General features: G+C 60.0%; 18 protein-coding genes. 8 read left to right on the top strand and 10 right to left on the bottom strand.

Translation table 11 applies throughout. The features are described 5' to 3' along the window. Positions 1 to 184: 184 nt before the first annotated feature. Positions 185 to 904, top strand: a complete 720-nt coding sequence (locus tag VFU66_RS01185; RefSeq protein ID WP_326444398.1) for an HAD family hydrolase — start codon at positions 185 to 187, stop codon at positions 902 to 904. A 174-nt stretch (positions 905 to 1078) separates the two neighbouring features. Here VFU66_RS01185 and VFU66_RS01180 read toward each other — a convergent pair whose 3' ends face one another. Together VFU66_RS01180 and VFU66_RS01175 are read right to left on the bottom strand one after the other, a co-directional pair. After that, positions 1079 to 1144 (bottom strand): hypothetical protein, encoded by a 66-nt coding sequence (locus tag VFU66_RS01180; RefSeq protein WP_326444439.1) that lies wholly within the window; start codon positions 1142 to 1144, stop codon positions 1079 to 1081. Between the two features lie 5 nt (positions 1145 to 1149). After that, entirely contained in the window at positions 1150 to 1290 is a 141-nt protein-coding gene (locus tag VFU66_RS01175; protein WP_326444397.1) for a hypothetical protein, read from the bottom strand. 139 nt (positions 1291 to 1429) lie between these two features. Here VFU66_RS01175 and VFU66_RS01170 point away from each other — a divergent pair, with 139 nt between their 5' ends. Continuing rightward, positions 1430 to 3859 (top strand): Orn/Lys/Arg family decarboxylase, encoded by a 2430-nt coding sequence (locus tag VFU66_RS01170; RefSeq protein WP_326444396.1) that lies wholly within the window; start codon positions 1430 to 1432, stop codon positions 3857 to 3859. A gap of 325 nt (positions 3860 to 4184) precedes the next feature. Here the strand turns inward: VFU66_RS01170 and VFU66_RS01165 are convergent, their stop codons facing one another. The 3 genes from VFU66_RS01165 to VFU66_RS01155 all read right to left on the bottom strand — a co-directional run bounded on the left by VFU66_RS01165 (position 4185) and on the right by VFU66_RS01155 (position 9996). Then, positions 4185 to 5534 carry an alpha-L-fucosidase gene (locus VFU66_RS01165; RefSeq protein ID WP_326444395.1) on the bottom strand — a complete coding sequence of 450 codons (1350 nt, stop codon included), beginning with the start codon at positions 5532 to 5534 and terminating at the stop codon, positions 4185 to 4187. 18 nt (positions 5535 to 5552) lie between these two features. Beyond that, positions 5553 to 6473 carry an N-acetylglucosamine kinase gene (locus VFU66_RS01160; RefSeq protein ID WP_326444394.1) on the bottom strand — a complete coding sequence of 307 codons (921 nt, stop codon included), beginning with the start codon at positions 6471 to 6473 and terminating at the stop codon, positions 5553 to 5555. Between the two features lie 121 nt (positions 6474 to 6594). Continuing rightward, positions 6595 to 9996 (bottom strand): outer membrane beta-barrel protein, encoded by a 3402-nt coding sequence (locus tag VFU66_RS01155; RefSeq protein ID WP_326444393.1) that lies wholly within the window; start codon positions 9994 to 9996, stop codon positions 6595 to 6597. 260 nt (positions 9997 to 10256) lie between these two features. On the opposite strand from VFU66_RS01155, the gene VFU66_RS01150 reads away from it, so the two are divergent. Both VFU66_RS01150 and VFU66_RS01145 read left to right on the top strand, forming a co-directional pair. Then, positions 10257 to 11042 (top strand): DeoR/GlpR family DNA-binding transcription regulator, encoded by a 786-nt coding sequence (locus VFU66_RS01150; RefSeq protein ID WP_326444392.1) that lies wholly within the window; start codon positions 10257 to 10259, stop codon positions 11040 to 11042. Positions 11043 to 11200: 158 nt separating this feature from the next. Beyond that, entirely contained in the window at positions 11201 to 11683 is a 483-nt protein-coding gene (locus tag VFU66_RS01145) for a nuclear transport factor 2 family protein (RefSeq protein WP_326444391.1), read from the top strand. 9 nt (positions 11684 to 11692) lie between these two features. Here VFU66_RS01145 and VFU66_RS01140 read toward each other — a convergent pair whose 3' ends face one another. The 3 genes from VFU66_RS01140 to VFU66_RS01130 are packed head-to-tail and all read right to left on the bottom strand — an operon-like array spanning position 11693 to position 14658. Then, on the bottom strand, positions 11693 to 12544 hold the full coding sequence (locus tag VFU66_RS01140; RefSeq protein WP_326444390.1) for a fumarylacetoacetate hydrolase family protein: 852 nt from the start codon (positions 12542 to 12544) through the stop codon (positions 11693 to 11695). Continuing rightward, on the bottom strand, positions 12541 to 13872 hold the full coding sequence (locus VFU66_RS01135; protein WP_326444389.1) for an enolase C-terminal domain-like protein: 1332 nt from the start codon (positions 13870 to 13872) through the stop codon (positions 12541 to 12543). The genes VFU66_RS01140 and VFU66_RS01135 overlap by 4 nt, the downstream gene beginning before the upstream one ends. A 36-nt stretch (positions 13873 to 13908) precedes the next feature. After that, the gene (locus tag VFU66_RS01130) at positions 13909 to 14658 is read right to left on the bottom strand and encodes an SDR family NAD(P)-dependent oxidoreductase (RefSeq protein ID WP_326444388.1); all 750 of its coding nucleotides are present in this window, start codon (positions 14656 to 14658) and stop codon (positions 13909 to 13911) included. A gap of 66 nt (positions 14659 to 14724) precedes the next feature. Between VFU66_RS01130 and VFU66_RS01125 the strand changes: the two genes are divergently transcribed. Beyond that, positions 14725 to 15180, top strand: a complete 456-nt coding sequence (locus VFU66_RS01125) for an L-rhamnose mutarotase (RefSeq protein WP_326444387.1) — start codon at positions 14725 to 14727, stop codon at positions 15178 to 15180. 65 nt (positions 15181 to 15245) lie between these two features. Here the strand turns inward: VFU66_RS01125 and VFU66_RS01120 are convergent, their stop codons facing one another. Further along, the gene (locus VFU66_RS01120; protein ID WP_326444386.1) at positions 15246 to 17357 is read right to left on the bottom strand and encodes a hypothetical protein; all 2112 of its coding nucleotides are present in this window, start codon (positions 17355 to 17357) and stop codon (positions 15246 to 15248) included. Positions 17358 to 17904: 547 nt separating this feature from the next. Here VFU66_RS01120 and VFU66_RS01115 point away from each other — a divergent pair. Together VFU66_RS01115 and yihA are read left to right on the top strand one after the other, a co-directional pair. Continuing rightward, complete coding sequence (locus VFU66_RS01115; RefSeq protein ID WP_326444385.1) at positions 17905 to 18675, top strand: hypothetical protein; 771 nt, start codon at positions 17905 to 17907, stop codon at positions 18673 to 18675. Positions 18676 to 18744: 69 nt separating this feature from the next. Then, positions 18745 to 19344, top strand: a complete 600-nt coding sequence (yihA, locus tag VFU66_RS01110) for a ribosome biogenesis GTP-binding protein YihA/YsxC (protein WP_326444384.1) — start codon at positions 18745 to 18747, stop codon at positions 19342 to 19344. A 6-nt stretch (positions 19345 to 19350) separates the two neighbouring features. On the opposite strand, the gene VFU66_RS01105 is transcribed toward yihA, so the two are convergent. After that, positions 19351 to 21219 carry a winged helix-turn-helix domain-containing tetratricopeptide repeat protein gene (locus VFU66_RS01105; protein WP_326444383.1) on the bottom strand — a complete coding sequence of 623 codons (1869 nt, stop codon included), beginning with the start codon at positions 21217 to 21219 and terminating at the stop codon, positions 19351 to 19353. Positions 21220 to 21606: 387 nt separating this feature from the next. Between VFU66_RS01105 and VFU66_RS01100 the strand changes: the two genes are divergently transcribed. Continuing rightward, positions 21607 to 22173, top strand: a 567-nt coding sequence (locus VFU66_RS01100; protein WP_326444382.1) for a hypothetical protein, incomplete at its 3' end; no start/stop codon positions are given.

Genomic DNA, 22173 nt, shown 5'->3' with positions numbered 1-22173 from the left:
GACGTAGACAAGCTACCCTTTTCGACGCCTTCCTGCAAAGCGAAGATGTCCACATCACGGCCCGAACCAGCCCAGCAGGCATCGCACCGGGCCGCCGCCCGGTCATCAGTACCCAATTTTTCATATCCACAAGGCCACCTGACATCCCACAAGCGGGTCATCCGAGAGGACTTATAATCCCTTTGTGACTACCGCCCGCCACTCCCGCTACCCCGCCGGCCAGACGCTCCTCATCGATGCCGACGACACCCTTTGGGAGAACAACATCTACTTCGAGCGGGCCATCTCCTCCTTCATCTCCTACCTCAACCACCGCGTCTTCACCGCCGAGCAGGTCCGCGAGCACCTCAACCGCTGCGAACACACCACCATCGCCAAACGCGGCTACGGACTCACCAGTTTTCGCCAGTCGCTCATCGACTGCTTCGAGCAGCTCACCGGCCAGCCCGTTCCTTCCGACAAGCACAAGCGTATCGTCAGCTTCGCCCAGTCCATCGCCGATCAGCAGATCGAGCTGATGCCCAACGTCGAGCCAACGCTCACCGAACTCGCCACCCGCCACCGCCTCATCCTCGTCACCAAAGGCGACCACGACGAGCAGACCGACAAGCTCCGCCGCTCCGGTCTCTCCGCACACTTCAGCGCCGTCGAAGTGCTGCCCGAAAAGCATCACGCCGCCTACCGCAGTCTTGCCAGACACCACGCCTGCGAGGCCGACACCACGTGGATGATCGGCAACAGCCCGAAGTCCGACATCAACCCAGCCTTCGCCGCCGGCCTTAACGCCATCTTCATCCCGCACGACTTCACCTGGGCCCTCGAACGCGAAAACATCAACCATCCACCCGCCAGCCGCAAGCTGCTCGAACTCGCCGCCTTCGCAGAACTCACCCGCCATTTCTAAGCCACGCTCGATCGCAGTACATTGCGCAAGCCAACCCGCCTCCTGAATCTAAAATTCGTGCCACAAACGAGCTTGTCATCCTGAGCGAAGTTTGGCGCGTCTTTTGCGCCGAACCTAGTCGAAGGACCTGCGGTTTGTTCGCCGCGTAAATGCACCCGGTTCAGACTCAGAACACTAATTCGCCGAAGGCCGCTCCGCCTTGTCGATCACCAACGCCTCCACCGGCCCCTTCGTCGCCACCAGCGTCAGGCCAAGCTGCTCCCGAACCGCCGTGCCACTTCAAATGTCTTCGCAGGCCGGGGAGTCGCAGAAGCAGCAGTGGCCTGCCCCATCATCGCTCCGGAAGCCGCAATCACGAGAGCCGCAACCACCACGCGCTGTACCATCGCATCTCCTTGACCGCCGTCCGCCTCACATCCCAACCATTCTCCCACTCCGCAGCCCGCAGCAGAAATTCCTCCGTTCCGCACAGACATATCCACCGCCGAATGCCTGTAACATAGAACCGGAAGTGAGCGAGGTGGGATGAGCGAAGGGCGTTGGGTTTTACTGATTGCGAGCGAGGTTGGCGGCACAGATTCCGTCTCCGACCGCGCCATGGAGCGGCTCGTCGAAGCCATCAAGCTGGAAGGCTACGATCTCGTCCGTACCTCGACACCCGAAGATGGCCTTTCGCTGGTCACGTCGGACCCATCCTATTCGGCGATCCTGCTCGACTGGGACCTCGAAGGCGAGGGCCAGTTCGAGGAATACGCCGCGCTCAAAGTCCTCCGCGCCGTCCGCCATCGCAACAAAAAAATCCCCATCTTCCTCATTGCCGACCGCACCCTTGTCAGCGAGCTTCCCCTCGAAGTCGTCAAGCAGGTCCACGAGTACATCCACCTCTTCGGCGACACTCCCGCCTTCATCGCCAACCGCGTCGACTTCGCCGTCGAGCGGTACCACGAGCAACTGCTCCCGCCCTACTTCCGCGAACTGAAAAAGTACACCGACCAGGGAGCCTACTCGTGGGACGCGCCCGGCCACATGGGCGGCGTCGCCTACCTCAAACACCCCGTCGGCATGGAGTTCCAGCGGTTCTTCGGCGAAAATCTCCTTCGCTCCGACCTCGGCATCTCGACCTCGCAGCTCGGCTCCTGGCTCGACCATCTCGGGCCTCCGGGCGAATCCGAACGCAACGCCGCGCGCATCTTCGGAGCAGACTGGACCTTCTTCGTCCTCGGCGGTTCCTCCACCTCGAACCAGATCATTGGCCACGGCGTCATCGCACAGGACGACATCGTCCTCGCCGACGCCAACTGCCACAAGTCCATCTGCCACTCGCTCACCGTCACCGGCGCCCGCCCCGTCTACATGAAGCCCACGCGCAACGGCTACGGCATGATCGGCCTCGTGCCCATCAAACGCTTCGCGCCCGACTTCATCCGCGGCCTCATCGACAAAAGCCCCATCACCAAAGGCATTGCCAACCAGAACCCAACCTACGCCGTCGTCACCAACTCCACCTACGACGGTCTCTGTTACGACGTAAACCGCGTCGTCGAAGAGCTCTCCAAATCCGTCCCGCGCGTCCACTTCGACGAAGCCTGGTATGCCTACGCCAAGTTCCACAAGATCTATCGCGGACGCTTCGCCATGGACGTACCCGACGACATGCCCGAGCGTCCCACCATCTTCTCCGTGCAGTCCACGCACAAGATGCTCGCCGCCTTCTCCATGGGTTCGATGGTCCACATCAAGCTCAGCCCGCGCGCGCCGCTCGAGTTCGACCAGTTCAACGAGTCGTTCATGATGCACGGCACCACCTCGCCGTTCTATCCCCTCATCGCCTCGCTCGATGTCGCCGCCGCCATGATGGACGAGCCCGCCGGTCCCACCCTCATGGACGAGACCATTCAGGACGCCATCAGCTTCCGCAAGGCCATGTCCTCGGTCGCCCACCGCCTCCGCTCCTCCGGCGACGGCGACGGCTGGTTCTTCCGCCTCTTCCAGCCCGAGCAGGTCACAGACCCCACCGACGGCAAGACACACCTCTTCGAAGAAGCCGGCGACGATCTTCTCGCCAACAGCCCAGGCTGCTGGGCGCTCAAACCCGGCGAAGACTGGCACGGTTTCCAGGACGAGGACATCGCCGACGACTACTGCATGTTGGACCCCACCAAAGTCACCATCCTCATGCCCGGCGTCAACGCCCAGGGCAAGGTCGCCGACTGGGGTATTCCCGCCGCCATCCTCACCGAATTCCTCGACTCACGCCGCGTCGAGATCGCACGCACCGGCGACTACACCGTGCTCGTCCTCTTCTCCGTCGGAACCTCCAAAGGCAAGTGGGGAAGCCTGCTCGAAAACCTCTTCGAGTTCAAGCGCCTCTACGACAGCGAAGCTCCGCTCGAAGAGGCCCTGCCCGAACTCGTCGCCAAATATCCCGTGCGCTACCGCAACGTCACGCTCAAAGATCTCTCTGACCAGATGCACGCCGCCATGGTCGAGCTGAACCTGCCCACCCTCGTCGGCGACGCCTGCGACGAAGACTTCGACCCCGTCCTCACCCCGGCGCAAACCTATCAAAAGCTCCTCCGCAACGAGACCGAAAAGATTCGCTTCACCGAGATGCCCGGCCGCATCGGAGCCGTCATGCTGGTTCCCTACCCTCCCGGCATCCCCATGTGCATGCCCGGCGAACGGCTCGGCGCCCCCGACAGCCCGGTCATCCGCCTCATCCTCGCCACCGAGGAGTTCGGCAAACGGTTCCCCGGCTTCGAGCGCGAGGTCCACGGCATCGAAGTAGACGCCGAAGGCAACTACTGGATGCGCGCCGTCGTCGAAACCGCCGACAAAAAGAGGAATGGCAACGGCAAGCAGCGCCCACCCAGCGCCGCCCCTCCCGTGAAACGCAAAAAGCGCACCGCCGACCAGAAATCCCAGGAGCCCCCCAAATCACCCACCGCCCCATAGCATTTCCACCCCGCAGCTGCATTTCCATTCCGCAGCCTATTTGTGTGTCATTCTTTTTTGTTTGTCATTCCCGAAGGGAATCTGCGTTTCCATTCCACCACAAACGCAGGGTGGGAATGAACACCCTCTGACGGTGGGAAGAACCCCAAAAAACATCTCAAAACTGGCGGTCGAGTTTCCCCAGCCCGCTATACTTAAAACAGAGAGTAAAAAGGCCCGGCAACCGCCGGGCCTTCGCATTGACTTTGGCACGAAACGTGCGCAGATAGTCCAGACCTAAGTCCTTTGTTCAAAGTATTTTGAGTATCTAATAGGGGGAGGGGGGTCAGGGTAGCCGGAAGAGCTGAAACTCCCGAATCCGCGCCGTCCCCACGCTCGACAGAATATGCAGCCTCACCCGCTCCGCAGTCACCGGAGCAAAGTGATCGATCTTCTTGTGACCAATCGCCTCACCGGAGTCCACCGTCTTCCACGCCCCACCCACCCATGCCTCGATGCGGTATCGCTGAACAGCCTGCCCATCGTTCAGCCACTCCATCATCATCGCGCTGTTGAAGGTAATCGGACGAGGCATCCGGACCTCCATCACCGACGAGGCCGCGCCCGCCGGAGCACTCCAGAACGTCGCCTCGTCCCCATCGAGCGCCGCCTCAGTATTCGCATCTTGAAACAGATGCCCGCGCAGCAGATTGTCTGAGTACCGCGCCCGAATCGCCGCCCCCAACTCCTTCAGCCGCGCCACATCGGCATCCGGCAGCAACCCCCGATCATCCGGAGCGACGCCAAGCATCCACTGACCGCCGCGCCCAACCGTGTTCTCATAAATATCCACCAGCTCACTCACGCTCTTCAGCGAAGCCGTATCGTTCGGATGCCAGAACCAGTGCAGCTTGTGCAGCGGAGTGTCCGCCTCCACCGGCCGCCACCGCAGATAGCCGTGCCGGTCGATCACATTCCAGTTCTCGTAATCAATCTTCCCTGCCTCATTGCCCACCCATCGCGCGTCACCATACTCAAACAGCCCCACATCCGCAAAGACGATCGTGTTCGGCTGGTACGTCCGCAGCGTCTCAATGATCTTCGGAAAGTTGTACACATGTCCGCCGCTGCCCGCCCCATCGAGCCAGAACTCGACCAGGTCGCCGTACCGCGTCGCCAGCTCCGTCAGCTCCGCGTTGTAGTACTCGTCATAAGCAGCCGAGTCCTTATACTTCGGCTCGTGCCTGTCCCACGGTGAAAGATACACGCCGAACTTCAGCCCATGCCGCCGAGCCGCAGCCGCAACTTCGCCCACCACGTCGCCCTTGCCGTCCTTCCATGGACTGCTCTTCACACTGTAGTTCGTCTGCTCGGTCGGCCACAGGCAGAACCCATCGTGATGCTTGGCGACCATCACGACATACCGCGCACCCGAAGCCTTGATCGCCTCCATCCACTGGTCCGGATCGAACTGCTTCGGATTGAAGACCGACGGACTCGCCGTGCCGTCGCCCCACTCACGGTTCAGAAACGTATTCGTGCCGAAGTGAATGATGACGCCGAACTCCAGGTCCTGCCACGCAGTCTGCTGCGCCGTCGGCCTGATGTCCGGAAAGTTCTGCGCACAGACGAGCGGCGACACACCACAAGCCAAAGCAGCCGCAAGTGCAGCCTTACCAAGAATGCTTCTCCACATCGAACAACGCTCCTTTGGTTAGCGTGATGCGTGAGTGCGAGCGCGCCACAGCGCACCGAGTACCGGATCGACTACCCCGGGAAAAGTTTCAAGCGACGGAAAATCCTGCTTCAGCACCTCGACAATGCCTTCACGCACAGCGAGAACACGTTCGAGGATGCTGCCCGTAAAAGCGATACGCGGAAGCCACTCAGGCCCCGGAGCATCACGCCGCAACCGATCAATCACCAGATGAACCAGGTGCGCAAGTTCCTCCGCCTCGCGCCGCAAAACGCCTTCTGCAACCGCATCGCCCTGCTCCGCGCACGCAACGACCACCGGCGCAAGCCTGCTGAAGTCGGGTGCGGGAATTCTGTTGGCATAGGCGACCAACCCCTCGACATCGGGCAGGTCCCACAGCTTCAGAATCGCCGGCATCAGTGCCGTATCGCGCCCTTCATCGCGCGCGAGAAAAGCATCGCGCAGCGCCTGATACCCAATGCGATGCCCCGATCCCTGATCGGCGAGCACCGGCCCCCACCCGCCCGCAGTCGTCAGCTTGCCCAGCGGAGAACGTCCCGCCACATTCGATCCCGTTCCCGCCAGCACAAGCACGCCCGCGCCGCCGAAGAATGCTGCGTCCAGCGCAATCTCTACATCACCAACCAGAATCAGCGAGCCGCCCACACGCTTGCCAAACGCCTCGCGCATCCAATCCGTGACCAGCGGCACCGTGATGCCCGCCGCGCCGATGCACGTCCGCGTCACCGACTGCATCGAAACGCCCGCCAGCGACGCCAACTCAGCAAGCGCCCCGTCCAGATTGCGTGTCGTCACCGCCTCATCGGCGCGCATCCGCTTAATCGTGCCGCCCTGCACGCGCGCCAGCTCTTTCTGCTCGTCCGCCAAAACATACTGTGTCTTGGTTCCTCCAGCATCTACGCCGAGATAAAACGCCAACGATCACTCCTCATCCAACAGGTCTCTTGGAAATCATGCGCCCTACAAAGGATTGCGCAGAGCCGGGGCCCTGCGCAATCAGTGTGACAGATTGATGGAGCAATTTGCGAGTTCGAAGCAGCTAGAACAGATAATGCAGAGAAAATTGCAGGTGCCGCTCCGTCGAACGAATCTGATTCTGCGGCCCAATCTGGCCGAAGCCCGTGTCATTGATGCCGGTATCCGGGTTGCCGTAGCTCACGATATTGAACGCATTGAAGGCATCAAAACGGAAGCCGATCGACTGCTCCCGGAAGGTGTGGAAGTCCTTCATCGCGGACGTGTCCACGTTCAGGTATCCCGGGCCGCGAACAGCGCCGTTCCGGGAGTTGCCAAAGGTGTTGTTTGCAGGAGCGCCGAACGCGCAGACACCGTTGTCCACGCCCGGCGTGGTGCAGGGCGTTGCAGACGGATCGGTCCCGAACCAGTTGTTGATCGAACGATGCACGACCTTCAGCCTTCTGTACTGATTTGGCCGCACAGAGCCATAGCTGTTCGAGTTGTTATTGACGCCCGTCGTCAGCGTCTCCGGGAAGCCCGAGTACGCCACCCCGCTTACGCCCAGCCGCCATCCGCCGACAACTTCATCCACGATACGATTAGCGCCGTTCAGATACTCCTTGCCACGGCCCACAGGCAGTGCATAGGTCATATTGCCGGAAACGTTATGAGTTACATCGTAGCCAGCCGGACCATAGTCGGCGCCGCTGTCGTAGTAGTTCTGGAACGCGCCGCTGTAGCCGTTGACAAGCAGCGCATAGTTCCCCAGGCTGTTCGTCATCGCCTTACCGTAGGTATAGTTCAGCGTGTACTCAAGCCCATGGCTCAGCCGCTGCCGCAGAATCGCCTGAAGCGCGTTGTAGTTCATCATCGCGCGCGACTCAGTTACGAGCAGCGAGTTCGAACCGATGCCCAGCACCGAGTTCACGCCGATGTACTTGTTGTTGTAGTACGGCGCCGAGGTCGGGTCGCCGTTCACCCGATACTGATTCAGGTTGCCGTAGTCCTCGATGTGGTCTCCCTTCTCTCCCAGATACCCGACCTGAAGCGAGAGCGTGTTCGACAATGCATACTCCGTCGTCAGGTTCCACTCCTGCACATACGCAGGCTGCATGTTCTTCGGATACACGTTAAACGTGCCGCCATTGCTGCTCGGCGACTGAAACGCCGTCTCAGCTTTCAGCGGGGTCGGAACGTCGGTGAGCGTCGGCTGCGTCAGGTTCACATTGATCGCCTGAATGAACGGCGTAATCGACGTTAGACGCTGATTGGAAGAATTGCCTTCAAAGAAGCTGGTCGCGCCATAGCCGCCGCGCAACACCCACCGTGGCGTCGCCTGATACGCAAATCCGAACCGCGGCATGATCTGACGATAGTTGTTGTCGTAGCATCCACGATTGCTGCACAGCCCCGAGCCCGCAGGGGCTCCCGCCGGCACCGCGTGCGCATACAACACCTGACCGGTGGCCTCGTCGATGTTGCCCGTCTTGTTGTTCGACTCGATCCATGGCTGGTCGAACTCATAGCGAATGCCGAAGTTCAGCGTCAGCGAGGGCAGCATCTTGAAGTCGTCGTTGATGAACCCGGCAACCCGCCACTGGCGCTGTCCCACATTCACGCTGGCCAGGGTCGCGGCCACAGAGCTGACTCGGTCCAGCAGAAAATCCGCTCCGCCATAGCCGGAGTTGGCGTCGTTGGGGCTCTTCGTATAGTTGCCGTTGTAGGTCAGCGATCCAAGGTAGCCGTTGTTGTTTGCTGTCGGATAGTTGTTCTGATACCGCAGCGCCTCTGCGCCGATGCTCAGCAGGTGACGACCCCGCTGCCACGTCAGGTTGTCGATGTAGCTGTAGGTATTGTCAATCAAACCGCCGCCGTACACCGGATTGCCGCCCGCGAAGATACCACCGTTAATGCTCTGGCCGGAGTAGCCCGCAAACGCCTGGTTCGGAAAACTGATCCCCACCTTCGAGTTTCCGGAGTTGCCGAAGATGCCGGTCGAGTCGATCGGGAAGTTCTGCGCCCAGACCGTGCGCGTAAATCCGATCCGGGCCGAGTTAATCAGCGCGGGAGAGAACGTATGCACCCAGCTCACGCCGAACAGCTTCGTTGGATACAGATTCACTCCATTGAAACTGATAGCCAGCACAGGGGTCGTTCCATCATAGGCCGTGGACATGGCATAAAAGCCGGTGAACCTGTCCTCGGGCCGCAGATCATATTCGATCTTCACATCTCCCTGGTTGTTGGCCCGGTAGGTGCGCGTTGCCGCCTGATAATTGCTGTTCACAATTCCATCCGTCGGCGTCGCGTTGGGCAGCGGATACAGCTTGGGATTGCTGAACAGAAACTTCGCTACAGGATTGGTAATCGGAATCCCCGTGTCTCCCGTGTAGGGAGCAAAGTGATTGAGCGCATCGTACAGTTGAATCGAATTTCCACCCTGCAGCAGCACAGAGAAGTCTCCATTGCGCATGGCCTGCGTGAAGACGCTGGCAGACCCAATGCCTCCCTTGTGGTAACGAGAGCCCAGATAATCCACAAAGAAGAACAACTTGTTACGCACGATCGGGCCGCCCAGCGTTCCGCCGAACTGGTCCTGCGAGAACGGATTAATTGCGATGTGCGGAGTCTGGTTGTTGTTCTGCCACGAGTTGGCGTTCATCTTGTAGTCCTGAACATAGCCGTAGGCCGAACCGTGAAAACTGTTCGTGCCGGTCTTAAGCACGCTCACCACACCTGCTCCGTTGACGTTGCCGTAGTCCGCAGGCGAGTTCGCCGTCAGTACCTTGATCTCCTGCAGTGCATCGGGGGCCGGGCTGTACGAGATCAGGTTGTTGAACGTCTCGTTCATGTCGATACCGTCCAGCGTGTAGTTGTTCGCCTGCGCGCGGTTGCCGTTCAGGTTGACTGAGTCCGTAAAATACGTGCTGCGCTCGAAGCTGGTAGTCCCTCCTGTACCAGCCGTGCTCACCGCACCTGGAACGTAGAGCGTGAGCGCAGAGAAGTCGAGCCCGTTCAGCGGGAAGTTCTGGATGGCGTTCGCCGTAAATGTGCCGCTCAGCGTGTCGTCATTGGTATTGAGGATGGGAGCTGCCTCCGCCGAGACCTGCACCGTCGTCGTTACGCTGCCCGCGCTCAACTGCACGTTGAACTTCGCGGTCTGGGCGATCTCCAGTGCAAACGGCGGTAGCGTCTGCGTAGCAAATCCGCTCGCCTCGACCGAAACCTGATACTGGCCGATGGGGAGAAAGCGAATCGTGTAGACGCCCGCGGCGTTCGTCGTCGTCTCCGTCTTCACGCCCGTGGCTGTGTTCTCGGCAATCACGCGGGCATTGGGAATAACGGCTCCGGTGGTATCGGTGACTTCGCCTGTAACGGCTCCGGTGACGGTCTGGGCCCACGCAGCAGGCAAAGCTGCCATCGCCGCCGCCAGCACAACGACCGAAAACCACTTCAAACATCTGCCTTGCATTGCTGTCTTCATACTGCCTCCAAAGATCGTGTGAAGCCGAAGGAACGGAGGGCAGCCCCGGCCGAAAAGCAGAGGTCTACACGTTGGCCCTGGCCGTAGTGCTGTTCGGATTCTGTTGGGCAGCATAAAAACTCAAATGCTCAGTTGTCAATCTAAATTGTCATATTTGTGCAGAAATAATGACTAATTGCTCATAAATCTCGCTGGCAAGCATAAAAAGTTTCACTTTTTCGCCTCCGCTGCACTACAGTACAGGTACAGGAAGCACGTTCATGGCACCCAAAACCCAGGCACGCGAAAACCAGATTCTGCACCTTCTGCTGCAAAAGGGAAAAAGCAGCGTTGACGACCTCTCCGCCACGGTCGGAGCCTCACCGGCCAGCGTCAGACGCGACCTCATCAAGCTCGAACAGCGCGGTCTCGTCCACCGCGCACACGGCAGCGTCGAACTTGCCGGCAAGATGACCTACGAGCCCTTTCGGTTCGACGCCGCGTTTCCCCTCCGCGAAGAGCGGTTCGCCGACGAGAAGCGCCGCATCGCCATCGCCGCCGCCGAGATGGTCGATCAAGGCGACACCATCGCCATCTCTCCCGGCACCACGACTACGCAGGTCGCACGCAGCCTGCGCCACCGCGAAGGCATTCACATCGTCACCAGCGCGGTGAACATCGGCATGGAGTTCTCCAGCCTGCCCAACGCGCGCGTCACGCTCACCGGAGGTTCCATCCGCTGGCCAGGATCGTTCTCCATGGTAGGGGCCACGGCCTACGACTCGCTTCAGCGTCTCTTCTTCGACAAGCTCTTCGTCGGCGCCTGCGGCCTGCATCCGCAACATGGCCTCACGGTCATCGAGTCCGATGAGGCCCTGATTCTCGCTCAGATGGTCAAGCACACCAAGCAGGTCATCGCCGTAGCCGACGCCAGCAAACTCGGCGTGGTCTCACCCACCAGCGTCTGCTCCACCCGGCAGATCGATACCATCGTCACCGACGACAGCATCGATCCCGCCCTCGTCGAGGCCTTCCGCGAACAACAAGTGCGCGTCGTCGTCGTGTAGCGAGGAACTACTCCTCTTGTGTGCGCCGGGAAGCGAGCCTGCTGTCATTCGGCTTATGCAGCATAGCTGTTCTCTGGAACATCCGGCCGCGTATTCACGTACCTCAGAAGGCTTCCTATTTCAAAGACCCAAGGGGCCTTATGAACAAGCTATCCGTGGTGAGAATCCTTTTAATCGTGCCGGCTTTGCTTGCCGCTCCGGTTGTGCGCATGGATGCTCAGGCTGCGACAGCAAAGAGCACACCAGTTCATGACGCACTATTTCAGACGGTGTCGGCACTGGATACTCAATTATTCGATGCCTATAACCACTGCGATCTGGAGACGCTGAGCGCCATGGTGTCGGATGACCTTGAGTTTTATCACGACAAGACGGGTTTATCGGTCGGTAAGGCGGTCTTTATCGAGGCCATCAAGAAGAATATCTGCGGCAAAGTTCACCGCGAACTGGTGCAGGGCACGATGGAGGTGTATCCGCTGCATGGATATGGCGCGGTAGAGATTGGGGTCCATCGCTTTACGCATCCCGGACTGGATGACGAACTCGGCGAAGCAAAGTTCATCACGCTGTGGCAGAACAAGGACGGGGTTTGGAAGGTGACGCGCGCGATCAGCTACGATCATGCCCCTGTGAAAGAGTGAGGTCGCGTTTTATTCCGCAACAGTGCGATTGTGCAGCGACCCCAGTCGCTCAATCGTCACCACCACATCCTCGCCGGGCTTCAGCCATCGCTGCGGCTTGCGCCCCAGCCCCACGCCCTCCGGCGTTCCTGTGCTGATAATGTCTCCCGCCTCGAGCGGAGTCAAATGCGAGAGGTGCTCAATCAGCGCAGGAATCTTAAAGATCAGATCGCTGGTGTTCGAGTCCTGTAGCGTCTCGCCGTTAATGGTGAGCGAGATGCGCAGCGCATGAGGGTCCGGCACCTCATCGGCCGTCGTGATGGCCGGCCCAAGCGGAGTAAACGTGGGGAACGACTTGCCCAGAGTCCACTGCGACGTCGCAAGCTGAATGTCGCGCGCGCTCACGTCGTTGACAATGGTGTAGCCGAAAACGTGATCGAATGCCCGAGCAGCCGGAATCTGATAACCCGGCTTGCCGATCACAACACCAAACTCGGCCTCATAATCAGGCTGCGTGGAGATCTTCGGCAGAACAATCGGATGCTCCGGCCCCACGACAGAGCTGGAGAGCTTCAGAAAGACCGTCGGCACCTTCTGCACCTGCATATTCGATTCCGCCGCGTGCTTCTGATAGTTCAGCCCAATGGCGAAGATGCGCGGCGGCCGCGGAATCGGCGCAACCAGCCGAACGCCTGTCAGTGGAATGCGCGATAGTTTTGCAACATTCGCGCGCGCGTCGATGAGCGCCTGCGGCCCCGCCTCAATCAGCGAGAGAATGGAGGCGTGGCCGAACGCCGTAAGGTCGGCCACAAAGTCTTCCTGAACAAGTGCGCCCGGTGTTGGATTGGGGTTGGTGCTGGTGGTATACGTGACGAGCTTCATGCCTTGCCGTTGCTCCTTAGGACCTGCATCGTCTCCTGCCATGCTTCACCATCAGGATAGGCAAAGCGAGCCAGAGATTCTTCCTTGATTTGGATACTGTAACCCGGCTCGGTGGGTAGAAGATAGTGGCCGTTGCGAATACGGACCGGCGTAACGAAGTGCTCGTGCAGATGATCGACAAACTCGATGACCCTGTCGTCGAGCGAAGCCGACACGGCAAGGTAATCGAAGGCCGACAAATGTTGGACATACTCGCAAAGTCCGACGCCGCCCGCATGTGGGCAGACCGGCACCTTGAATTTCGCGGCCATCAGCAAAATAGCCAGATTCTCGTTCACCCCGCCGACGCGGCAGGAGTCAAGCTGCACCACGTCGATCGCGCCCGCTTGAAGGTACTGCTTGAACATGATCCGGTTGTGAACATGCTCGCCGGTAGCGACGCGCACCTCGGGAACCTCTCGCCGAATGCGCGCGTGCCCCAGAATATCGTCCGGATTCGTAGGCTCTTCCATCCACCAGGGTTTCAGCTCGGCAAGCTGACGTGTGCGATCAATCGCCTCCAGCACGCCCCACTTCTGGTTGGCATCGACCATCAGCTTATTCGTCCACCCAATCTCTTCGCGGACGATATGGCCGCGGCGCAGATCGTCCGCAGGCTCGCCCCCTACCTTGAGCTTGAAGTGCGTCCAGCCTTCCGCCAGTGCCTCTTTCGCAAGCCGCCGTATCTTGTCTTCACTGTAGCCAAACCACCCCGCCGACGTCGTATAAGCCGGGTATCCCTGCCGTTCGAGCACGGCGAGCCTCTCGCGCTGCGTCGAGCGGTGCGAGGCGAGTATCTCGATGGCTTCCCGCTCCGTCAGCGCGTCGTCGATGTAGCGAAAGTCGACGGCCTTGACGACCTCGCAAGGCTCCATCTCCGCCAGCAGTCGCCACAGCGGCTTCTTCTCTGCGCGGGCATACAGGTCCCAGACCGCATTCAGTAACGCACCGGTTGCCAGGTGGATGACACCCTTTTCCGGCCCAAGCCAGCGAAACTGCGTATCGTCCGTCAGAAGGCGTGCAAACGCACGAAGGTCCTCGGTAATCGAATTAAGCGAGCGGTTGACCACGTAGCGCGAGAGATACCGGACCGCCTGCTCGACCAGATCGTTGCCGCGCCCCAGCGTAAAGGTGAGACCGTGGCCCTCCAGGCTCGTATTGGTCTCAAGAACACAGTAGGCTGCCGAATAGTCCGGATCCTTGTTGACCGCGTCGGAGCCGATATGATGGCGTGACGTGGGGAACCGAAGGTCGATGACTCGGACGGCGGTGATGATGATTTCGCTCAACTGCTTCCCTTTCCTGCAAACTACTCGGTTTCCGGCTCAGGCCGCGGTCCAGCCGCCGTCGATGGAGATCACGGCACCGTTGATAAACTCTGCCTCGCGCGAACAGAGGTAACGAACAAGCGAAGCGATGTCCTCCGGCGTGCCCAGCCGCCCGATAGGCTGTCGCGCAACCAGATCCGCGCGTACCTTCTCCTTTTCGTGCGCATGGTACTTCTCCAGATAGCCCTCGACAAAGGGCGTCTGCACCGTGCCCGGCGCAATACAGTTGATGCGCACTTCCTTCGGATAATCGACGGCAATCTGGCGCGTCATGGCGAGCACCGCTCCCTTGCTGGCGCAGTAGGCAAATCGCTGCTTTACCCCAACAAGTCCGGCCACCGAGCCGATATTGACGATGGAGCCGCGCGACGCCAGCAGCAGCGGAAACGCAGCCTGCGTCACCAGGAAGACGCTGTTGACGTTCACCCGCATCACCCGCGCGAAGTCCTCTTCCGAGGTGCGCGTAATGTCTCCCACCAGTCCGATGCCCGCGTTGTTGACCAGGATGTCCAACCGGTTCATCGAACGCAGCGCCGAGGCAATGGAGGCCGCATCGGTCACATCCATGGCAACCGCCTTCGCCTGGGGCAACTCGGATGCGAGAGTCTCGGCCGCAGCAAGATTGAGATCGGCAACCAGAACCTGCGCGCCCGCGCGAGCAAGTTCACGGCAGGTCGCCGCGCCAATCCCGCTTGCGCCGCCGGTCACCAGGGCTGTTTTATTTTCCAGGCAAAAAGCATCTGTCATAGGCTGAAATTACCCGTATCAAAGGTAGCATACCGCGTTTTGGGTCGGACAGCGGAAAGATATTTTTTGAAACATTTTGATGCGCCGCCAACCGGGAAAACGGTCTGCGAAACCACAATGATAGTCTTCCAGATAACGGCGGCCTTGAGGACCTCAACGCCGCGCCGTAAAACAGGAGGGCCGATGCCACGCCATTGTTTAACGCTGGATCTGAAGGACGATCCGGCCGCCATAGCCGAATACAAGCGATATCACATCAAAATATGGCCCGAAATCAGGGACAGCCTCTTCCACGCAGGTGTCGAAGGAATGGAAATCTACCTGCTGGGTACGCGCATGTTCATGATCATGGACGTGAACGACCGGTTCTCCCTGTCGGCCAAGGCCGCCGCCGATGCCGTCAATGTGAAGGTCCAGGAGTGGGAGACCATCATGCACCGCTTTCAGCAGCAACTTCCGCAGTCCGGAACGGACCAGTGGTGGGTCCCCATGGAGCGGGTCTTCAATCTGGCAGACCAATAAGCCACGATGAACACAAAAAGGCCCCGGATGTTCCCGGGGCCTTTCGTCATACGGTGAACGGTTGGTTATGGGACCTGCTGGAAGCGTCCGTTGGAAAGACCCTTCGCATACGGCTGGAAGATCGGCACGCCTGCGCCAACCAGCTCGTCAATCGAGTTGGGCATTCCGTCGCCGATGATCCAGACATTGCCTGCCTGATCAACAACGCTGGCGCGTCCCTTCGACAGATACGCAGTGGGCCGCTGGAAGCCAGTGCTGGTAGGCGAAAGCGCGCTCTCGCCCGCACTCACTTCGCTCAGACCGCCGACAGTGCCCGACGGGTCGGTGTTGTTGGGGACCCAAATGTTGGCGCGACCGTCAAGCGAGATGCCGGTCGGGTTGCTGATACCGGCAAACCCTGCGGCACTGGTCCAGGCCGGAGCGTACGAGTTGGCCTTGCTGAGGTAGACGAGGTAATTGTCTACTCCGCCGGAAGAGACCACCACGTCGTTGTTGGCGGCGACCGCCAGACCATAGGCAGCATTGCCGACGGAGAAGGTTGTCGTCGAATACCCGTTCAGCAGGTTCGGACCCGAGGTTGCCGGTGAAACCCTCGACACAAAACCCGCTCCCGAGGAGACCCAGATATTGACAGGATTGGGAACGCAAACGGGGTTTCCCGTACACCCCTGGTAGTCAGGCATCGTGCGGATCGGGTTCGGACCCACAACGCTCGAGATCTGTACAGGTGCAACCGCGCTGCTCGCCGTTGCTGCCCCGGGGATCATATAGAGCGAGGTGTTCGCGGAGGAGGTGAAGTAGACGTTGCCCAGTCCGTCGGCCGTAACCGCAAGCGGAGTGGACGCCGTGGGGAACGCCGTTACCGCCTGGCTTGAGGGGTTATAGCGATAGAGATTGTTGGACTCCGTCGATGCCTCCCAGACGTTGCCGCTCGAGTCGAGCGTTGCTCCGCCATTGGAAGCGCCGCCGAGCATCACGCAGGTATTCGCCGCGCCTGAAGACAGCAGTTGCGACAAGTTACCCTTCGTCGCCTGCGAGTTTGCAATCCAAACGTTGTTCTGCGCGTCGATGTTGATGTCATACGGGCTGCTGATGAACCCGCCGGAACCGCTGCCGCAGGTGTTGCTGCTCGAGTAGTTGATGGCGATGTTCCAGTCCGTCGGCTGCGCGCTCAGCGTGGGCTGATACGGCGCGCCGGCGCCCGTGGCCAGGTTGTAGATGTTGCTCAGGTTGGTCGTGCCGCCGTTCGTCGGATTGGTCAGGATGTAGTACGTCGCCTGGACCACGTCCGTGGCCGGAGCAAAGACCGTTCCATCGGGCCGGTTGGTAACGTTCGCCGCCGGAGGCTGTGCAGCCGCAAACAAGGTGGTGCAGGCCGTTGCCGAAGCCGACGCATTATTGACGCAGGCCGAGATTGCATCCGCCAGCGTATTGATCTTGTTGGTCTCCGGCGAAGCCGTGACGGAAACACCGCCAACTCCATTGGCTCCGCTTGTACTCGCGGGAATTGTTGTATTGCCCGCCACTGTGCCATTGCTCACGTTCGCCAGCAGGGCGACCGTCTTGGGCAGGTTCAGCATGATGTTGTACTGCTGGCCTGTGCCGTCCGCCGTAATGCTGTAGTTGGAGGGATCAAAGAACTGTTGAACTACGGCCATCGTCGCAACCGTCGTCACTTCGGTCATGTCTACAAAGCTGTTCGCGCCCAGATCATTGCACGATCCGTACAGGGCAATAAACGCTGCGGCGGAATTGTTAACACTCGTATTGCCATCGCCCAGAGTATTTCCGCCCTTCGCCACCACATAGACCAGAGGCGACCCAACGTTGGTCGGGCAGGAGAACGTGTTATCGCTTCCGTTGTCCGCCGAGGTTGTGTTCTGCACAAAGGTGAACGAGCCTGTTCCGTCGTTGGAGGTAGTCGTCGTAGCAACCAACGTGGCGGCCACATTGGTCGCCTGACCGGCAAAGTAGAGGTTCACGGTCGCGCCGGACACGGCCTGATTGCCGCCATGGACCTGGCCTTTGAGTGTTCCGCTCGTCACAAGTGGATTGGCCCCTCCCGACGACGATGTGGCCATATTGGAGCAACCGGCTGTCAACATGGCACCTGAGGCCAGCAGCGCAACCAGAGTTCGTTTCGTGCCCGTTAGCCGGGCGAAGATGTTGCCATTCATGGGTGTTCCCTCCGAAAGGTGGATGCTACGGTTTGCAGAACTGGACAGGTGGCTCGGGTACCAGGGGTCGAGCAGGGGAGAGCGTTTGGAATAGACTCGTGGAGCGATCGGCACTTCTCGGACTCGTGTCGTGATTTCAATGGACGCTACCGCTTCTTCGTGTGGATGACGCATAAAGACTGCGTGCACTGGATTTATGCGTCACCACACCACGTACCGCTACTTTCACTCTGGAGCATAACCGACCTTTGAGTGGATGGCGCATAAATCCTTATGCGACTTTTGAAATCCCACTTAACACTTTTGGGTCATTAATGTGCCAAAGCGGGACCGATGCGCCCGTTTTGGCAGCAGAAAGATTAACCCCTTTGATTCCCTCGGAAGGTTCTGCTAAGGTGGCAACCGCAGCAGAACCATAAGCGGCGAACAAGCAACTCTTGCCGGTGAAAATCAATCTATCCGGTTATCTATTCAATTCCTCTGACCCAACACTTTGTTTTTTTGTGTTTTGACATCCCGCCACCTAGTCTGGAGACGATCTATGCGTATGAATGCGACCACCCTCTCAGCAGCCCTGATGCTAGCTGCCGCCCTCACCATGAGCGGATGCAAAAAGAGCGAACCGGCTGCACCGGCAGCGGCCCCCGCGGCCAGCGCTGCCCAGCCTGCGGCTCCTGCTCAGGAAGGACAATCCGCAGCCCCGGCTTCTTCAGCAGCGGTTCCGGCGGCCACTCCCGCAACCGCGCCTGCTGCTCCCGCTCAAGCGGCGGCAAGGCCCGCCGAGCGCGCAGTTCCAGCCGCGCCTGTTCCCGTCAGGCTCACCGCTCCGGCGGGAACAAGGGTAGCAGTCACCATCACTCAGACGCTGAGCGCGAGCCGTAACAATGCTGGTGACAGCTTCTCCGGAGCGCTGGCACAGCCCGTCACCACTGCCGACGGCACCACCATCTTTCCTCAGGGTGCACGTGTCGAAGGCACCGTTGTCGCGGCCAAGGGACGCGGGCGCTTTAAGGGCGCAGGCGATCTCGGCATTCAGGTCTCGTCCATTAACGGCGTCGCTGTAAGTACCTCCGAGTACGAAAAAGCCGCCAAGGGCAAAGGCAAGCGTTCGGCTGCGATGATCGGCGGAGGCGCAGGTCTTGGCGCGCTCATCGGCGGCCTCGCCGGCGGTGGCAAAGGAGCAGCGATCGGCGCACTGGCCGGCGGCGGCGCCGGTACAGCAGGAGCTGCGTACACCGGCAACAAAGACGTCGTTATTCCATCCGAGTCGCTCATCACCTTCCGCCTCACTGCCCCCGTCACCGTCACCAGGAGATAGCCTGACGCTCGACACAAAAGCGCCTGTCCTCAGCGGCGGGCGCTTTCGTTTGCCGTTTAGACTGAACCTATGCGGCTGAACCCAGTCTTCCTCTTATCCGCGACCGACGTCGCGCACTTCCCTTCCGAGTCGAAGACCTTCGGCGCGCCCGAGATCGCATTCCTCGGTCGCTCCAACGTAGGCAAGTCCTCGCTCATCAATTCCCTGCTCGGCTCAAAGCAGGCGCACACCTCGTCCACACCCGGCCGCACGCGCGCCATCAATTTCTTCGCGCTCTACCAAGGAGCGAAGACTCAACCGGCGCTCATCTTCGCCGACCTGCCCGGCTACGGCTACGCCAAAATCTCGAAATCAATCTCCGCGGAGTGGCCGCAGTTCATCGAACCCTACCTCACCGAGCGCGACACACTGGCGCTCGGCATCTGCCTCGTAGACACCAACATCCCCCCGCAGGCCAGCGACACGCAGCTCATCACCTTCTTCAAGCAGATGCAGCGCCCCTACCTCGTCGTCGGCACCAAAGCCGACCGCCTCTCGAACAACGCCCTGGCCAAATCAGTCGCCGCGCTGAAGAAGGCACACGAGGTCGACGAAATCCTCCCTGTCTCCGCCAAAACCGACGCCGGTACCAAAGCCCTCTGGCAACGCCTGATGCAAGTCGTCGAGTAGAAGCGATCAGTACGCTGCGGGCAGGCCCATCTTGCGGACGAGAGAGCGGTAGCCCGGGTCAGTGTGGAGAGCATCAAACGATGGATCGTTCTGGATTTCGAACAGCTGCGGCGAGTGTTGCGCGACTCCTTCGTTGAGCAGAGCAACCGCCCGCCTCTTGTCGCCCAGTTGCGCATACAGGCCGGAGAGAGTCACAGGCGAAACGTATTGCTTCTGCCCACGCGCCTCAGCGTCACCGATCTGCCATCGGAGCACAGCCTTGTAACCGCCCTCAGCAAAAGCGCGGCCAACAGACTCTGCGGCGGCATCCTTCCTTGAGAGCATCAGAAATCGCTGTTGCGCCTCCACGGCCTGCCGCGGAAGTCCTTTGCCGAGATACGCCAGGGCAAGCACAGCTTCCAGAATTGCGTCATCCGGGCTGGCCTCCAGCCGCTGTCGCGCCTCTGCAATGGAGTCGTCATATCGACGCGCATAGCAGAGCGCAAGAGCCATGGCCCATGGCCGCTCAAAAGGATCAAGCTCCATCGCTTTGCGCTGATCACGGAGAGCCTCGTCCGGACGATTCAACATGCTCAGCAGCTTCCAGCGAAGATGGTAAGCCTCCGCGAATCCCGGATCGAGTTCGATCGCGCGGTTCACCTCGCTGAGGGCCGCATTCAGGTCCCAGTCCACGACCCAGTCGCTTGCCGACATGGCCAGGTGCGCCTCTGCGAGCGAGTCATTCAGCGCGATGGCCTTCTCAGCCGCCGCCTTCTGCAAACCAACGATGCCGCGCGGATCGTTCCTGCCGTCCACGGTCAGAATGCCATAGTAGTTCGCCAGCCCGCTCCACGCTTCAGCATAGTCGGGCTGAATCTCCGTGGCCTTCAGAAAGTACTGGCCGGACGCCTCGCTGTTCTCCGAAAACCAAAGGTACCTTCCATGAAGGTAGGCATCATGAGCGGCCGGATTGACATACTTGTGCGGTGGAGACAAGGCAACCATGCTGCGAGTCACGTGAGCGATCGAACGCGCGGCGTCTTCAGGAAGGGCGACTAGGTCGTCTGCGCCGCGTTCGTAGCTCTCCGCCCACAGATGGGTATCTGTAGGTGCATCGATGAGCTGAAGCGTCACGTGAACGTTCTCGCCCGAGCGCGCCAGGGAACCCTCCACGATGCCGTCCACATTCAGCTCACGCGCAATCTCCGCCACAGGACGGTGCACGCCCTCGTATTGCATGACGGAGGTCCGGGAGATGACGCGCAGCGTGGAATCTTTTGCCAGCATCGTCGTCAGCTCATCGGTCATTCCCTCGGCAAGATAGTTTTGGCCCGGATCACCGGAGAGGTTCTCAATCGGCAGCACAGCCAGCGAGTGGACCGGCGGCCTCGTCGTGTGGTCGAACAGGCTTCCGCCCCGCGCATTCAGTGCCAGTACCGCGACCACGGCCGCAGCAACCGCCCCGCACAAGACAACGACCCACCGCTTGGGCCACGAATGGGCGGGGGCTGCAACTGGCATTCCCTTCCCCGCCTCAGCATCGGGCAGCGTACCTGCTGCTGTCGAAGCGTCAATCTTCGCCGTAGCTCCTTCGAAGCGATAGCCTTTGCCGGGAACGGTATGGAGAAAGCGGGGCGTATCGGGATTGTCCCCAAGGGCCTGACGAACTTTGCGAGCGGCAGTATTAATTCCGTGCTCGGTATCGACGAAGACCTCTCCGTTCCACAGGTGCTGGGCAATCTCGGAACGCATCACCAGCCGTCCTTCGCTCGCCGCCAGCAGGATGAGCATCTCGAGCGGTTTTCGTTCCAGACGTAGTGCGCGACCTCGACGGCGCAGCTCGAATCGCTCGCAATCCAACTCAAAGTCGCCGAATTGATAGACCGTGGCGGCCATACATCCTTCCGTCCGTAGTGAAAAGTCTATACCTGCCCTCACACGGACTCAGCATAAATCGCCCACAATCAATGCAATACACCTTCACCACTTCTTCATCAGAAGTTCACCCGTTCTGCCTTGCGCCTGAGCCCTCATTCGCGCTTTGCTCTATCTCCACAACACATTCGGGCCGACGCGGTGTAAAACATTTCGCCAACCGGACCGGACGGAAGCAGCAACAAGAAATCTCTGTAGTCATCAGGAGGAAGTATGAGAGCTATGCCTTGCACATCGAAGTTATCCATCGGAACCACGAGTCGGACTCGCACGTCTCATTCCCGCTCGCGTCTAATTCCGCGCCTTCCGTTCGTTCTCCCGGCCGCGATTGCCGTCCTTGCTGCCTTGGTGGCTGCGCCGACGGCGCGGGCCGATCAGTTCAGCTTTTCTTTCAACGGCAGCGGCGTCAGCGCCTCCGGCATCATTTCGACCTCGAATGCTGCTGTCGCCGGAAACCCTGGCGCGTCTGAGATCACCGGCATTACCGGGACCTTCTCGGATACGAACGTCGGCGTTTCCGGGGCGATTACAGGGTTGTACACGCCGGTGTCGTATGTGTACAACACGCTGGCTACCCCCAGTATCGCGTTCACGAGCGGCGGCTTGTCCTACGACGATCTGTTCTACCCGGCGGGAAACTCTCCTCTGGTCTGTTTCGACCTTAACCCCATCACCCATCTGCCCGAGGTGACTTATCCATTTTCCGGAGGCCAGTTCGATATTTTTGGCGTCGCGTTCAACATCGGCGGCCCCGGCGGTTACGTCGGCGAGATCTGGAGCAATGGCGACGTAGGCGGAGGGCCGATTCTCTATGCCGCCGGTCTTGCGAATGCGACCGGCCTGGTTGACAATCCGAACTCCGGCCCCAATGCCGAAGGGCTCCCTGGAGAGGCTGGCTTATTCACATCCAGTCCT

The sequence above is a fragment of the Edaphobacter sp. genome, from assembly GCF_035763405.1.
In the GTDB taxonomy this organism is placed as follows: domain Bacteria; phylum Acidobacteriota; class Terriglobia; order Terriglobales; family Acidobacteriaceae; genus Edaphobacter.
The sequence above is the reverse complement of the archived record's forward strand: the minus strand, read 5'-3'. Positions and strand labels throughout refer to the sequence as shown.

Coding starts and splice junctions, on each gene's coding strand:
- VFU66_RS01165 (WP_326444395.1), bottom strand. CDS start 5,534: ATGTGGAGAAGCATTCTTGGTAAGGCTGCACTTGCGGCTGCTTTGGCT.
- VFU66_RS01155 (WP_326444393.1), bottom strand. CDS start 9,996: ATGAAGACAGCAATGCAAGGCAGATGTTTGAAGTGGTTTTCGGTCGTT.
- yihA (WP_326444384.1), top strand. CDS start 18,745: ATGCGGCTGAACCCAGTCTTCCTCTTATCCGCGACCGACGTCGCGCAC.
- VFU66_RS01115 (WP_326444385.1), top strand. CDS start 17,905: ATGAATGCGACCACCCTCTCAGCAGCCCTGATGCTAGCTGCCGCCCTC.
- VFU66_RS01105 (WP_326444383.1), bottom strand. CDS start 21,219: ATGGCCGCCACGGTCTATCAATTCGGCGACTTTGAGTTGGATTGCGAG.
- VFU66_RS01150 (WP_326444392.1), top strand. CDS start 10,257: ATGGCACCCAAAACCCAGGCACGCGAAAACCAGATTCTGCACCTTCTG.
- VFU66_RS01170 (WP_326444396.1), top strand. CDS start 1,430: ATGAGCGAAGGGCGTTGGGTTTTACTGATTGCGAGCGAGGTTGGCGGC.
- VFU66_RS01140 (WP_326444390.1), bottom strand. CDS start 12,544: ATGAAGCTCGTCACGTATACCACCAGCACCAACCCCAATCCAACACCG.
- VFU66_RS01120 (WP_326444386.1), bottom strand. CDS start 17,357: ATGAATGGCAACATCTTCGCCCGGCTAACGGGCACGAAACGAACTCTG.
- VFU66_RS01175 (WP_326444397.1), bottom strand. CDS start 1,290: ATGGTACAGCGCGTGGTGGTTGCGGCTCTCGTGATTGCGGCTTCCGGA.
- VFU66_RS01130 (WP_326444388.1), bottom strand. CDS start 14,658: ATGACAGATGCTTTTTGCCTGGAAAATAAAACAGCCCTGGTGACCGGC.